The 14,425-nt window shown below is 59.6% G+C and carries 11 protein-coding genes; 2 read left to right on the top strand and 9 right to left on the bottom strand.

Annotation, left to right across the window (positions count from 1 at the left end):
• Positions 1-426 precede the first annotated feature (426 nt).
• Together K3169_RS16030 and K3169_RS16025 are read left to right on the top strand one after the other, a co-directional pair.
• Positions 427-687, top strand: coding sequence for a hypothetical protein (locus K3169_RS16030; protein WP_231674579.1), 261 nt, complete (start codon positions 427-429; stop codon positions 685-687).
• A complete protein-coding gene (locus K3169_RS16025) occupies positions 684-839 on the top strand; it encodes a hypothetical protein (protein WP_231674578.1) in 156 nt (51 codons plus the stop codon). Before K3169_RS16030 ends, K3169_RS16025 begins: the two co-directional genes overlap by 4 nt.
• A gap of 128 nt (positions 840-967) precedes the next feature.
• On the opposite strand, the gene K3169_RS16020 is transcribed toward K3169_RS16025, so the two are convergent.
• The 9 genes from K3169_RS16020 to K3169_RS15980 form a co-directional block, all read right to left on the bottom strand.
• The gene (locus K3169_RS16020; RefSeq protein WP_231674577.1) at positions 968-1,714 is read right to left on the bottom strand and encodes a hypothetical protein; all 747 of its coding nucleotides are present in this window, start codon (positions 1,712-1,714) and stop codon (positions 968-970) included.
• A gap of 190 nt (positions 1,715-1,904) precedes the next feature.
• Positions 1,905-2,150, bottom strand: a complete 246-nt coding sequence (locus K3169_RS16015) for a hypothetical protein (protein ID WP_231674576.1) — start codon at positions 2,148-2,150, stop codon at positions 1,905-1,907.
• Between the two features lie 981 nt (positions 2,151-3,131).
• The gene (locus tag K3169_RS16010) at positions 3,132-3,488 is read right to left on the bottom strand and encodes a type II toxin-antitoxin system RelE/ParE family toxin (protein WP_263267143.1); all 357 of its coding nucleotides are present in this window, start codon (positions 3,486-3,488) and stop codon (positions 3,132-3,134) included.
• Positions 3,489-3,490: 2 nt separating this feature from the next.
• Positions 3,491-3,781 carry a type II toxin-antitoxin system ParD family antitoxin gene (locus K3169_RS16005; RefSeq protein WP_177121182.1) on the bottom strand — a complete coding sequence of 97 codons (291 nt, stop codon included), beginning with the start codon at positions 3,779-3,781 and terminating at the stop codon, positions 3,491-3,493.
• Positions 3,782-4,373: 592 nt separating this feature from the next.
• Positions 4,374-7,070 (bottom strand): ATP-binding protein, encoded by a 2,697-nt coding sequence (locus K3169_RS16000; RefSeq protein ID WP_244997588.1) that lies wholly within the window; start codon positions 7,068-7,070, stop codon positions 4,374-4,376.
• Between the two features lie 673 nt (positions 7,071-7,743).
• Entirely contained in the window at positions 7,744-9,150 is a 1,407-nt protein-coding gene (locus K3169_RS15995; RefSeq protein WP_217385007.1) for a sigma-54-dependent transcriptional regulator, read from the bottom strand.
• Complete coding sequence (locus K3169_RS15990; protein WP_263267142.1) at positions 9,147-10,667, bottom strand: phospholipase D-like domain-containing protein; 1,521 nt, start codon at positions 10,665-10,667, stop codon at positions 9,147-9,149. Before K3169_RS15990 ends, K3169_RS15995 begins: the two co-directional genes overlap by 4 nt.
• Positions 10,667-11,806, bottom strand: a complete 1,140-nt coding sequence (locus K3169_RS15985; RefSeq protein WP_217385009.1) for a hypothetical protein — start codon at positions 11,804-11,806, stop codon at positions 10,667-10,669. Before K3169_RS15985 ends, K3169_RS15990 begins: the two co-directional genes overlap by 1 nt.
• Complete coding sequence (locus tag K3169_RS15980; RefSeq protein WP_217385010.1) at positions 11,793-14,336, bottom strand: DEAD/DEAH box helicase family protein; 2,544 nt, start codon at positions 14,334-14,336, stop codon at positions 11,793-11,795. The genes K3169_RS15985 and K3169_RS15980 overlap by 14 nt, the downstream gene beginning before the upstream one ends.
• Positions 14,337-14,425 lie beyond the last annotated feature (89 nt).

The raw sequence follows: 14,425 nt of genomic DNA, 5'->3' as shown, positions 1-14,425 counted from the left end.
TGCTTGCATATCAGCTGATATCTGGCGAAATCACGCAAGGTGACTTGGCTGGACGCTTACTCATATGGAAATGGACGAGCCCTACGTTCTCATGGGGGTACGTACGAAGCATATTTTTGCTTGTCACCGAAAAATCATCCATTGATGCTGTTGCTTTGCGTGGGGGCTTCTGTCGCATGATGTGAACGAGCAGCCACCAGGGTCTTTGTCGTATGTGCAGTTCCCCCGATGAGGATTGAGGCTGGTCGAGCAAGGGGCAGGCCTTCAATACCAATAAGGGGACATTTGTTAAATAGCCCCACAGATAAGCCCGCTTTGGCGGGTTTTTTTGCGCCTGCTGGAAAGCAGCCCCCTTGAGACTGGCATTCCGTGCTATACCACCGCGGCCTTTGCGCGAACTGCGCCTTGGATCACGGATATTGTCCCATGACTGATGAGCCCTCGTTGTTGAACCTCCCGGATAACCTGCCTGACAACGTCTATGCCTCGTGGGTCGGCGCACTCACTGCGCTGCGGGAAAGCCCCAATACTGCCCTCGCCAACGAGCGTCTTCAATTTTGCACCGCTTACTTACAGGCTCTGGAAGACGCACAGATAATCGATTATCACATTGGGCGCATGCTTCACGCCGAGGTACAGGCCCTGAGCGTTGCCGTTCGCGTTGTATTGGGCACCCTAGTACCGTGACACGTTCAGTCATCATCAAAGGAACGCTGTGCGCCAAGCTTGAGGTGGGCGCGGTGCAGGAGGTGTCCGTGAGTCGGCAGGGCGAAAAATGGAAGTTGACCATTCGTTCGGGCGGCGCCCGCAGCCGCTGGTTGCCGGTGCGCTCGCGTTGAGAGGCTTGGGCTAGCCTGACAGCGGTGAGCCGCTTTGCCGAGTCGGCGGGTATCGGGCGTCTTAGGCACCATGCCGGTAGAGTTTGAATCCCTATCTCTCGACACTGAACCTGGGGCGTCACGCTTCTTCAGAGATGCCCCTGAGTAGGATGGCTTGAGGGCAGCCTGCTCGGACAGAGTGGATCCTCTATGAAACCCATGCCTTTACAGGAATGGCAATCCTCGCGGAGTTCGAAGCGGTCGCAGCAACTCGAACACTGCCTAAAAATTGAGAATTGCTCCCGCTCCCATAGCGCGACGTAACGGACCATGTCGCCTTCCTCCAGCGCAATCAGCCCTGCATCAATGATTGATCTGTAGGTATCAGGATCATCCAGGCGCTTGATCATCTTCCCGTCAACCAACTTCCAAGTCTCTACAAGGGTGAGCTTTTGGCCAGTCTCGGTGTAAATGTAGCGATCCCTGAAGACGCCATATTGAGCATAGGTTCTGGTGATGACGGGTCTGTCTCCGTCTGCCTCGAGGATCTGCGCGAAGAACTCCATAGGACCTGGCTTCACGCCTGGCCCATGAAGAAATACCCGGTTTCCGCTGATGCTGCCTGTCTGAACCCCGGCTTCGTTGTAGATATCGTAGTCCGCTGCTGGATTCCTCCAGGCGAGCGGAGCCTCCTCAATGTGGTGACAGAACGCGCCAGTGGCCAGCTCAAGCATTTCGAATCGCTCCATTTCGTCGACGCAACCCATCTTTAATAAGTTGTCAGCAAACCTCATCAGGTACCGGTAGTTGGCACTGGGGTTGGTCCAGGCGCTGGCATTCCAGCATGATCGATACCACTCCTCAGTGTGGCTTTGGGGTTTGAAGGGTTGCATCATTACTTCTCATTATACTGCTTGGATATACAGTAATCGAGTGGCGCGATTCCGGACAGGTCCGGGTGACGAGTAGCACGCTGTGGGGGGGCTCAATCGGCAGGACGCCGGGAGGGGGATGTAGCTCGTACTGACCTTTCTTCACAAAGGCGTGCCACGTCTGTCTGGCACGCTCTAGGACGGCAGGGAGCCGTCAGCTAGAACGGTTAGCCTCGAACATGATCCATTGCCTGGTACGCGCCTTGCGAATGACTGGTGCGCAATTCGCCAGAGATGGGTTTTCTCTGCTGACTTCGACCATGAAAATATTTCGGACTTGCTCGCTGCTCTGCAAAAACTCATGCACGGCTCCTTCAATAAAAGAGAGTTCGCTGTAAGCATCTTTGATCTGGTCGCGGCGGATGAACCCATTGCCTGCTCTAAGTACATTCGAATGCATTGGAATGGCTTCAAATACAGCTGGATCTTAGCCCGGAATTGATGTCATGACCGCGGTTGCGATCATTGGCGACATCAACCCAGCAAGCGCAGACTGCTTCGACGGCAATGAGCACTCTGCGCCTTTGAAGTGAGGTGATCTGATAGCATTCAACGGAAGTAGGAAATTATCGCAGGTGATTTTTCGAGACAAAGATTGTTCAGCCTAAGGCTGGGGGCATCCTTTTCAAACCATCCCAAGCATGCCCTCAGATATGCCCCCAATATAGCAATGCACTGGAAGTGAATGGAGCTCCGTGGTCTGTGAAAAGGCAAAATGATCAGAAGAACTGCCTGTCTTGCGACGCCTAAAGACTCTCAGGCAAGCCAAAAAACATTTTGACTGGGCTCTAGAACGGTGGTTCTAGCCTTGAAAAAACTATTTGTGCCCCCAGTTTTGCCCCCATCCGCACCGAGTATGCGAGTGATCGCGAATGGCGATCTCCGACGGACTCCAGTGTGGCAGTGGCTGGTATTCAGTGCGCTTCCGTATACTGGATGACCAACCCTTATCTGGCAAATCCTTGGTCGTTCGGAAGAGGATATGGGTAATGAGTCGATATCCTTAAGTGGTGTTGTCGGGTCTTTCTCTCTGCACCTATCCTGAAATTGACTCGCGAGATGCTCGTGCTCTGCGTGATGTTGCCAGGGCTCTGGATGCTAGGGGCATTGATCCGCGTGTCCATCGGCAGTTGGAGCGTAATGCCAGGAGCCTAGCCACGGAAAACGCCTATGAAGCGGTTGTTCAGCATTGAAAGCGGTGGGCAAAATTGAACATCGTGTTTCTGGTCGTGGATCTCGATAGTCCGGTCGGGCCCAGAACATCGCGCTTCAATTGGCCGCCGAGTCGGCTGGCAGCGGAGGGGGCTCAGGTTGCGATGTAGAGGGGGGCGCCTTACCTTCGCTGTTCATGGCCGGTTAAACCGTTGGGCCCGGTCGCTGATCAGTCGTTCGGCAAGTGCAACTGCACTTCCATGGCGTCATGAAGGAGTCGGACGACCTCGATCAGGTCGTCATTTGCCACACGATAGAACACGATATGGCGTGGGCTTTTGACCGTCCCATGGGGGTGTTTGGCCTGCTGGCGTGAATAGGTGAGGTGATAGCTGCGAAGGCCCGGTGCAAGCTCATCGCGGTCGTGGCTGCCAATGCGATAAGGCGTGCTGGCAAGAGCTTGCAGCGCCGTAAAGATCAGCGCCTGGTAGCGCTGCCGTGCTTGATCGCCGAACTGCGTCTGGGAGAGCCTGAGGATGTCGACAATGTCGGCGCGCGCCGCGTTGGAAATCCGATACTGCGGCATGCTTAGTGTTTCTCTCTCGCGGGGAGGGTTGCCTCCAGGCTTAAGCCCTCGAGGTAGTGCTCCAGATTCCCTTCGTTCACCTGAGTAAAGCGCCCGTGCTCAAGATCCATGATGCCGATCGAGGTCGCCTGACGCAGTGCCTCAATTTTGGCGGTGTCTTCGGCGACGCGCTGCTCCAATAAACGCAAACCTTCCCGCATCACTTCGCTGGCATTCTGATAACGGCCGGACTGCACAAGGTCATGGATAACCTGATCCTGGTGAGGGGTGAGCACAACGTTTCGCGTCGCCATAATGAGCTCCAGTTCCATACAAACAGGTACTTTTGATTGTTGGCATATTATGCCATTTTCGCTCGGGAGAATAGCTTGGGGCCGACATCCGGCGATCAGGTGATGGCTGATTCGGCGCCAATCAGCAAGGTTCTAAGTGATCCTACGCCGCTGCCTACCTGGAAGTGTCCGGATGGCCGTGGAAATCAACAATCGCATTGAACGATCTGTGGGACACCACTTTCGCACGTCTGCACGCCAGTAATGCAAGGCTAGCCTGGCAGGTTACTACCCTATTTGGTTACAGGGATCCGCCTAGGAATGGATTGCCGTCTCCCAAAGCTCTCGGGCGCTTGAAAAGTCCGCCACGTGTAGTCGAGCCCATCGCCAACAGCTATGGGAGTACGGCTGTGAAAGTGATAAGGAAGACTCCGGTTTACGTAAGAGCTGCGTGGATGACTAAATACATCACTGCTACAGGAGTTTTCTATAGTTTCATGGCCCATGGTCTGGGGAGGGTAGTGGGCTTGGCGTCAGGGATTTCGGTAACCGTAACCTACATCGTTTTCGAGGCCGCACGGGTTGGGATTTTCGACTGCTTCGCAACATCGGATTATCTGACCCGGCCAGCTCGAATGTCTTCAATCAACTGCAACTGAGAGTCGTATTCGCCACGTTTTTTATCCGAGAGGCCGGAGCGGAAGGGCGCGAGCGAGGCCATCTCCTTGTCAGCGCCCTTGAGATCTCTACAGTAGGCCAAGATCACGGCGTAGAAGCTTCTGGCACTGGTAAGTTCGCCCAGTAGTTGGGCCTGCGTGATGAGAGGGATGATGTTAGAACCCACCATTTCCCGGGCTGCCTCAAAGTCACGCATATCCAACATGTCCTGAGCAGCATCGAGCCCCGTCCTGATTACGGAACTGAATGCTTGGATGCAGCAGAAAAATTTGAAAGCGAAGAGGCGATACGTTACCGGGTTAACTCGACGCAGCCTCATCAACATGGACTTGACTTCGTAGGCACTTGCGAGGTGGTTCACGGCCTCCAAATCAGCAGGTGATCCACTCAAGAAAGCTGAGACATCCGCCATTGCTCGGCCCAAAATCCACCGTTCGCTGATTTTCAGGACGTCAAGATAGTCCTTGACGGCTTTATCAACATACGTCTCGGCGGCCCGATACTCATGTACTCGCCACAGTGCGACGGCAGCGTTGTAGTGGAACGGCGGGATACGTTCTGGAGTGAGCCCCGGCAGTCCGCTTATAAGTTTGATTGCCTGGTGGACACCGGGCGCGTCCCCCTGCATTCCCAGCCAATCCATCTGTTTGAGGTGGTAGGAGATGACTGCACGTCCGGAGAGCGTGTTGTCACGCACCAATTGAGCCATCAGTGCGAGGTGTTCTGGCTTGTCACGCTCCTCTTCCGATTGATGGAGGAGGAAAAACAAAGAGTCGACGGCCCAGTACCGGGTCTCGGGATCAAAGTCTGGTGCGGTGGCGGCGGCCTCCAAGTAGTCGATAAGCATGGTTCCCAGTCCGGTCTCCTTGAACATCTCTTCGCCGGCCAACTCGATCAGGAACTCGTGTTCCTCCAGATCCAGCAAGGCACGGACAAGAAGTCTCAGTCGGTGGTAGCTGCGCGCCTGCTGCAACGAAGTCAACAGGAGGTCTTTGAGCAACCTTTTCGTCGCGAGCAGGTGTTGTTCGTCTACGGCGTGCGATTGGCTGGCCCCAATCAGTCGCATGGCATCGTGGAGTTTGATCTCGCGGTTACCTTGAACCTCCAGAACTCCGAGTGCACGCAGTGTTCGCACCGCCGTATTGACTGCAGCGGTTGGCAACGTGGCGTAGCACTGCATCAAACTTTGCAGCTCGTCCTGGGTGATGGCGACATCCACCATGCTCAACAGCATGACGATTCGCTGGCAGGGTTGTGCGAGCCCCTGGTACACCTTGGTCAGGATGAGTTCCTGAACAGTTGTTTCCATGGTGGCCTGCTGCTCAAGTGCCGCACAAAGCTGGGCCAGGTCGCCTGTGTAAGCCTGGGCCGCGAGCCGGGCTGCGCTTTGCAGATAAAGTGGCATTCCAGCCGTTATGGAGCGCACCTTCTCCAGAGCGTTGACGTCACCTCTGGCGCCCAAGCGAGACGTTTCTGCTGCAACAGAATCGAGGCTCCACCCCTGGAGTATCTCTCGTCGCAAGCCACACAGTTGCTCCAGTTCCTGGATCGATCCCAGCGGCTGACACAGCAGAATGAAGCGCATGTGTGGGGTGCATCCGAAAACCGCCTGCAGGTCTGCGGCAGGGATCTCATGAGCGTTATCGATCACCACCAATGGCTGCATGCCTTGGGCCTCCAGATGGCGATCAAGAGCGTTCAATGAGTCGATGCCCGAAGCGCCGGTTGCAAAGAGCTCGTTAATCTCATGAGGGCTATCAACAACAGCTCCCGTAATCTCCCTTGTCAGTGACCGAGCGAGAGCCGGGCCTGCGGTTTCGCGGGCGTTGAAGTAAACACAGGGTTCAGGGCTACGTATCGCAGCTTGGGCGCACCATGATGTCTTTCCCGCCCCTGAGAAACCGCAAATGATGCGAATACGTTCGCCATTGATGAGCTCGGGTTCATCAATCTGTGGGAGGTAGTTGGCTTCGAGCGCCGGCAGCCGCTGAAGCTGTGTAAGGATCTGTTCGAAGAGGGCGGGCAGCATTTTTGTGTGAAACGTGTAGCCTCCCAGATCTTCGCGACCGGTAGCAGCGGCTTGCACCTTGCCCGCCAGCTTCCATACCAGTGACTCCGGTACCAGTACCCCATGGGGTACCATTTCTGCCAGTCTCACGCAGTCAGCTACCATGCGTGCCAAGTCGGGCTGGCACGCCGGAAGGCAAGCGAGTTCCGTCGGCATCGCCTGGCCCGGATAAATGAAATGAACATCATTCGCCAGTTCCTTGCGCTCGATGCTGGCACTGAGCTTCGGGCCTGGAGGTTGGTTCGAGGCAACCACGAACACAGCTGTGCCGTGGCGCTGGCCCTGAGTATGCTGATCGCGAAGCTGCTGGAAGCGGTCAAAGGCAGTGTTGAGGTCACTAGGCACGAGCGGCTCGACACGCGTTTTGACTTGGACGTAGATGCGAGTGTCAGCGAGAGCGATTTCGACGTCCTCGTCACGCTCGATCACCAAATGCGATACGTCCGAGCCGTTCGCTTTCAGCAGGCAACCGACGGCGAACAGATGTTGATAGAGGAAACCACCATGAACAGCGGCAATACGCTTTTCCTGTGCCTCATCAAGGGTTGGATAATCGACCGACATGGAATTGTCTCTGTTGTTTGTGGCATTGGTGGCATGGCATGCGTGGGCCAAGCTCACTTCGTACACGCCAGAGAAACACCGTTGAACAACGCATGGGTGATACCGGCATATCGGGTGAGTACGGCGGATCCCATCCTGCCGTATCGGCCGTTGCCTGGCTAGCTGGAGTATCAACCCAGCCCGGGGAAAGGCTGTTCTTTGTAGCCTTCACCCAAAAGCATTTTCAGCTCTCGATTTTTCAGATCCCATGCTTCCTTTAAAAAAAGAGCTGGAGCATCGACAGTCCTCATCCATCAAGAACCTTTTTGAAACAGTGACTTTGCAAGGCTCTCACCAATTCTGGAGCGCCGCCATGCACCTGTTAGCGCCGCTCTGACCATTAGCCGGGCTACGAAGGGCGCGGCCGGCCGCTGGAGGCTTTTCCGGTGGGATGCTAGTGAGTCTGAGCTTTCGGCCAGGCGCCGCTGGAATTACACCGGCTAGTGCAATCTCTACCATTATGGCGTTCATCATCCCCACTGGCTGATCCTGGTGCTCGTTCTGTGGCCGACGTTCGTGCTGGCGATGGGCATGGGGCAGCAGCCGTTTGGTCAGAAGTTTTAGGGGCGTGGGGCAGGCTTTCGGCAGTGCCCCTGGTCCCGACCAGCCAGGGGGACGGGTTTAACTGTGAACGTCAGTATCCCTCGGTATCACGCAGCAGCGTTTTTACGCTGCATTCCAATACGCTCGCAGCCGCCTTCCAACTCCCTTCAGTAGCTTTGGTTCGTAGTGCCAGCTCTGCCTGGAATTGCCTGGTCTGTTCCTCACGGCTGCCTGTTCGAACCGGCTCGGCAGTTGATAAGCCATGGACGACACCGGACCACTGTTGAAGAGCCTTGTCCAGCCAACCAGTCGCGCTGCCAGGTTCGAACCAAGCCATGCACAGCGCCGCAAGGCGCTGCAGATCTCGCAGGTTGCCGGTCAGGGGGTGTTCTGCCAGCCCTTTCTGCAGTGCCTGCGACCAGGGGGCGGCCGCTGGAAGGCGTGCATCGACACGGCAATCTGCCCAGACCCGCTGCCAGTCTTCCTGAAGGTCCTCGCGACATTCGCGCAAGGCGGGCAGCGATACGCAAAGGTGGCTCAGGCGATCGCACAGGTCCTCGTCCAGCCGCTCGCGCAGTTGGGCCATGGACAGGTTCGAGGCACAGACCAGTTCGAAGTCGGCGCTGATCTCTGTATCACTGCCGATGGGGCGGTAGCGTCGCTGGCGATCCTGGAACACCCGCACCAGCTGGCGCTGCACAGGCCGCGGCAGATCCTGGATTTCATCAAGAAATAGAATGCCGCCACTGGCCTGCGCGAGCAGGCCCTTGCGCGCTTGCGCGGCGCCGGTGAAGGCGCCCTTGACGTGGCCAAACAACAGACTTTCCGCCAGGCTCGATTCCAGGCCGCCACAGGCGAGGGTGACCACCTTGTCCGGTCGATGCTTGAGCAACGCCACCTGGGTTTCCACCAGGCGGCTCTTGCCGGTGCCGCGCTCTCCCAGTATCAGCAACGGAGCCCCTGCCACCCGGGCATAGCGAAACAGGCAGTTCATTGCCTCGCGCCGTGCTGCCGAGCGTGCCTCTGGATTGTAGGACGGCACGCCCGGCTCCAGCCGCTGTTGCCGGCGTATCTCTGCGAGGTAGCTACTGACCTCGAATGGCACGGGGTCAAGCCGTCCGGGTTGGGATGACCACAGGCGCGTGCCCGCTGCAAATGCCCCACCGGCATGCAGGATCAACCAGACGCTGTGCATGGCAGGAGTACCCGGCGAGAGGTTCAGGTGCAGGCTCCCGACGACCGCCTTCAGCCTGGGCAGTACCTGGCGCTGGATCGCGTCATAGATGGCCTGGTGACGGGTGGGGTCGGGCAGGCTGATCCTGATCGGTTCGATGTGCGCAGCGCCGATGCTGGGCGGAATGTCGGCAGCGCTTTGCGCCTGGACCAGGTAGATGACTCGGCTGACCTGGACGCCAAGCTCGGTAAGCTTGCCGAGCGCGCCTTCCAGCACCTCCAGGCCGGCCCGTTCTGCGTGCCAGCAAAGAAGCGTATCGCTCATGGGCGCTGCCTGCTGTCGATGACGACGGCGGCGGCACCGATTTCACCGAGCAACTGGACCGCAGGGGCCAGTTCGCCAGGCTGGCTGATGGCTACCGTGAGGCGCCCGCCCGGTTCGCGCAGCACTTTGGGGGCGTAGGGCCGAGGTTTCTCCTTGCCTTGCGCGGGGCGCATGTGCGGGCTGGCCTTCGGATTGCTGTAGGGGGCCGTTACGGTCCAGCTGCAGGTCAACTGGTGGGCCGGGTCATTGCTCTGCGAGGGCTGGGAAACGTCCGGGCGTGGTGCCTCCAGGTGGTGGGCGGACTCGGCAACCACCTCACCCAGGTTGATCTCGGCTGCGGCCAGGATCTGCACCGGGTCCAGTCGACCGTTGCGCCACAGCTGCACCTCGCCACTCAGGTCCCCCAGCACGGGTGCTGGCAGCAGTTGCCAGGGCGCGACGGCCTGCCAGTATTGCAGGCGCTGCTTGAGCTCTTCGGCCTGGCGCACATCCAGCAGCGCGCCAAGCTCGAAGCTGTCGTCCAGCCCGTGTGGCTCGAGGTTGGCCGACATCACCATGGCGTCACCGGCATCGGTCCACAGCGCCTTGGCATGCAACCACTTGAAACCGTGAACCTGCGCACCGCTTTCGGCGAGTGCCAACAGCGCCGGCATGGCCGACGGGCGTACCCGTGCCAGCACCGTCACCTTCAGCCCTTCACGGGCGCGCTGGCACAGCCGTTCGACCACCGGATGTTGCGGGTCCCAGCCGAAGCTGCTGACGATGATGTGGCTTGAGGCGTTGCTCAACGCCTGCAGCAAGTGTTGCGCGATGCCTGTGTGCTCGGCCGTGGTGGCGCGGATGCCAGCCTGGGGTGCCGGGTGCTGCACGTCCTTGATGGGTTTGGCGGCCTTGAAGTCGTTGCCGTCGAGCAATTCATGTTCCGCCGTTTGCCACATGGCCCAGCGCAGGTAGCCGGCAATGCCCTCGACTTGAGTCGGGCTCAGGCGCACTGCGAGTTCTTCGTTGCGGGTGAGGGCGCCCTCCGTGAGGTTGGCGGTGAGCAGGACGCCTGCCGGCCGGGTGTAGGGGTCGATCAGGACGACCTTGGCGTGAAAGTGCGCCGCTGTACGGAAAAGCACGGACTTGCCCAATGTCTTGAGCATCGCCTTGTGGTGCGCGTGGGTCTTCTGGTCGAACTCGCCCTGGCTCGGTTCCCTGCCCAGGCGCGCTTCCGAAGCCACCATCACATACACCCGCACGCCACGCTCGGCAGTGGCCTTCAGCGCTGCTTCGAAACCGGGGTCGGCGATCAGGAAGCTGCAGATCACTGCCATGTCCACGGCCTGGTTCAGCAGTGCGATCAGTTCGGCGCGCAGTGCGCCCTGGTTGCCGGAAACGTGGATCGAGTGGCCGATCTCCGGGGTTGGCGGGCGCTGCGCGCGGCCTCCTTGCCATGCTGCAGGCATGGGCAAGGCACGTTGGTCGAGCACTTCGGTGTGCGTGCGTACCCAAGGGTTGGTCATTTTGGTGTTCATCACAGTCCCCAATCTTCAGCGGCAACCAGGTGCCAGAGGGTGGTGGCGCGGCTGTTTTCGCGCTGTTGCCAGGTCTGTTCGGCAAGGTCCTTGCGCCGGGGGGCGCTCAGCTCGAAGCTGAGAAAAGGTTCGTAGGCCTGCGTAGTCCAGGTTTTGAAGCGTTCGCTGCTGGCATAGTGATTGACGTGCTCGAGCAGGCGCCATTGTGCCCAGCGCTGGGCATCGTCGTGCGAGCCCGGGGTCAATGCCACGCGCGCGATGCGTAGGTCATCGAAACGACCCAGCTTGGCAAGCTGCGGCGCGGGTACACGCAGGTCGGCGCGCAGGCTGTTGCGCTCGGCATCCGAGCTGGTGTCGAAGGATCTTTTCAAGGCCAGCGCCTGGTCATCCCAGTCGTCCACCAGTCCGGCAGACTGCAGCAGCCCCTGCCAGACGGCTTGTGCGGTTAGCGGCGGGGCACTGGACGGGGTGTCGATGGGCGTCCCGTCGAGATTGCCGTGCAGCTGCAAGCCGCTATGATCGACGTCCCAGGTGGCAACCAGCGTCGCCTTGGTCTTCTGCGGCTGCAGGTTCTTTTCCAGAAGCTCGATGCGCAGCGCTTCCTTGTTGCCTAGGGGCGTGATGGTCTTGCGCAGGGCCTGGTTCAGCCAGGCAGGGATTTTCTCGTGGGTAGGGTGCTCTTTGCTACGGACATCCTGCGTGGCACGGGGCTCCTCGAACGGTTCGACCAGCAGCACCGGGCACTCCAGCAAGGTGTCATCACTGGCCCACAGCCGCCAGCAGGCGTACTCGGGCACGAACACTTCCTTGCGTTGCAAGGCATCCCGGCCGAGTTCAGTCAGGCTGTAGCTGCAACGCTTGGCGCCCTGTGCGCCGGGATCCGGCAACTGTTGCAGCAGCCCCAGCCCGCAGGCGATGTCCAGCAGGCGCCGCGCCGCAGCCAGGCGGGAGGGCTCACAGAACAGGTGCACGGCGATGTCGTGGGCGTCGATGGCCTCCTTCACGTCGGCCCGTTGCAGCAACGGCAGCAACTCCGGGCGCTGGGTGGCCCGGGCCACCTCACCGATCACGTGCCAGCAGAAAATGCTCACCTGACGGCTCAGGACGATATTGCCGCGTTCGGCGTTAGTTCTTGTCATGCAACGAGGTCTCCCAGGTCTTTTCAGCGGCGAGTTTGCCGAGCAGGCTGTCTTTGGTTTTACCCAGGGCATGGCGATCGCCCACGATGATCCGGCAGTAGCGCGCCCTGGTCAGGGCGACATTCAGCCGGTTCGGGCTCCGCAAGAAGGGGGTCATGTGATTGCGTACCAGCGACAGCAGTATCAGGTCGGCTTCGTGCCCCTGGAAGCGATCGACGGTGCACAGGTCCAGCGTGATGAACGGGCTGCCTTTCGGGCCCTTGGCGAAATGGCGCTGGGCATGGCCATTGGCGGACCACTTGCGCAGCGCGTTGCGCAATGCCCGTTCCTGCCCGCGGTAATAGGTGAGAACCGCGACCTCCCAGGGGTGGCCATCATCCCTGCGGTTTCTGCCGGCCCAACGCTCGAAGCGCTTGAGTTCTGCGATGACCTCTTCGACCTCGGCCGGGTTGCTGTTCGATTGCCCGTCGAAGCGTGCCTTGACATGGCGCCAGGTGGCGGGGTGCCGGTCGTAGCTCCAGGTACGCTCGGCCGTCATCCGCGCTGGGCTGAACAGCGCCTGGCCCTGGTAGATATGCTGGTGCGAAAACGCCGCGATATCGGGGTGCATGCGGTGCTGATGGCTCAGCCGCACGTGCCGTGAAGCCAGGACCGCCTCGGGCAGGCCATCGCTTAGCGCGTTGCCGCTTCGCTCCTGATGGTTGCGGCCAAAACCCTCTTGCAGGGATTCAAGGATCGAGGGCAGGGCCACCTTGCGTACCCGGGCGACGTTCTTGTTCACGTGATCGGGCGCCACTCCCGAACCCTCGACTGGCATCAAGGCCTCGATCTGGCGGGCTATGCGCGCCTGTCCGGAGCTGTCTTCCTGGCTAGCGTGGCGTTGCTCGTATTCGGCATTGATGCGCCACGCAAGCTCCATGCTCCAGTCTGGCACAGGCTCTGCGGCACTCAGCCGCGGGTTCCGCCGGCGGGCCGCCGCCGCACGGCGCTCGAGCATGGCCGGTGCTTCGCCGCGCACAAGGGTCGTATCCAACGGCAGCTCATCCAGGCGTGCGCCGAGGGTTTCGCCTGCCCCCAGCACGATCCAGGCATCCTGCAGCGAAGTGGGGTCCTCAGCCTGTGCAAGGTTTACCCCCAATGCGGCGGCTTGAGCCTGGTAGGCCTGACGAGCCTGCGCGTCGGGGTTGGCAACCACACAGCCACGCCCCTGATGGCGGGCCATGAACGCATCGACGCAGGCGTTGCGCAGCCATGTCTTGGGCAGGCAGGCGTCAAGGTTGGCCGCCATGGCCTGTTCATCCACGTAAGGTGAGAGCTGCAGCGGATCGCCGACGATGATCCAGCGCTTTGCCAGTACGGCGGGAACGAGAAATTCGTGGAACGTGGTCTTGGATGCCTCGTCGAGAATCAGCATGTCGTATGGCGGGTAGTTGCTGCGCCGGCGTTTGAGGTCCGGGTGCTGCAGGATGCCTGTGGTGGTGCCGCAGGTCAGGTTGGCGGTGCTGAGGACCAGTTCAGTGATCACGTGATCATCCTGGCGCAGCGCATCGAGCAGTGTCCGTTGCGCCAGGCTCGGGCTTGGCTGACGGCTCAATGCTGCTTGCAGTCGCTTGCGCTCGGTCGTTCGAAAAGTCTCCAATTGCCATTCGCGGGCCTTTTCGGACACGTTGCGGGTATCACCGATGCGGATGGGAATGATCTGGTCGCGATGGGGGTTGCGGGCGTCCATGAGTTTTTCCAGGACATTGTCGACGGCCACGTGGGTCGAAGCGCACAACAGTACCCGCTTGCCCTGTTCGGCCATCTGCAGGATCAACTCGCAGATCGCGGTGGTTTTGCCAGAGCCTGGTGGGCCTTCCAGCAACATGAAGTCGGTGGTGTGCAAGGCCTGTTCGACGAAGCGGCGCTGTTCGTCGGTACCGGGGCGCTCAAGGTCAAGCAGCAGTTTCCAGGTATCGCTCGCCAGGGCAGGGGCGAGCAATTCTGGCCAGCGCGCATGGTCGTTGGTCTCCAGCAGGCGCAACAAGGGCCGGTGCTCCACCGAAGGTACGTCCTGCAGGCAGGCGATGGCTTCCTGCTGGCGCCTGAGGGTATTGGTGTTGGGGCGCAGCAACAACTGGCTCTCGGTGGGTTGGCGCTCCAGTAGCAGCCGCTGGCCGGCGGGGTCCCGGTCGAGGATGCGCAGGGAACGCTGGCGGTTGAACCTGAATTGCACGTCCAGGCCATCGGGTGCGGAAAATTCGTAAACCTCACGCGCGTCTTCGTCGAGAAACGCACGGAAGGTCGCTTCCGGCTCGCCGGGCCGATCTTCGGGCGGCTCCAGGCTGATCCAGAAGCCTGCGGGGTTGTCTTCGATGCCCTCCGGCCGAAAGGCGGCCGCCCACCCCAGCCGCTTGACGGCGTGGTCGCTGTTGAGGTGCTTTTCAGAGACCTGAAGGAAGTCGTTGAAGTCCTTGAGGCCGTGAAAAACCCGGCTCATGAGAATGTCGGGGCGGTGGTGCTGAAGGTTTTGGTAGTAGAGCAAAGCCATCGGTCAATTCCTGTTGGGACGGTCAGCAGGGTCCATTGCAAGTGGTATGCCTATGTGGTTTTCATGCTCAAGATATTGATTTATAAGTA

This window comes from Pseudomonas phytophila, assembly GCF_025643095.1.
Taxonomy (GTDB): Bacteria; Pseudomonadota; Gammaproteobacteria; order Pseudomonadales; family Pseudomonadaceae; genus Aquipseudomonas; species Aquipseudomonas quasicaspiana.
The sequence above is the reverse complement of the archived record's forward strand: the minus strand, read 5'-3'. Positions and strand labels throughout refer to the sequence as shown.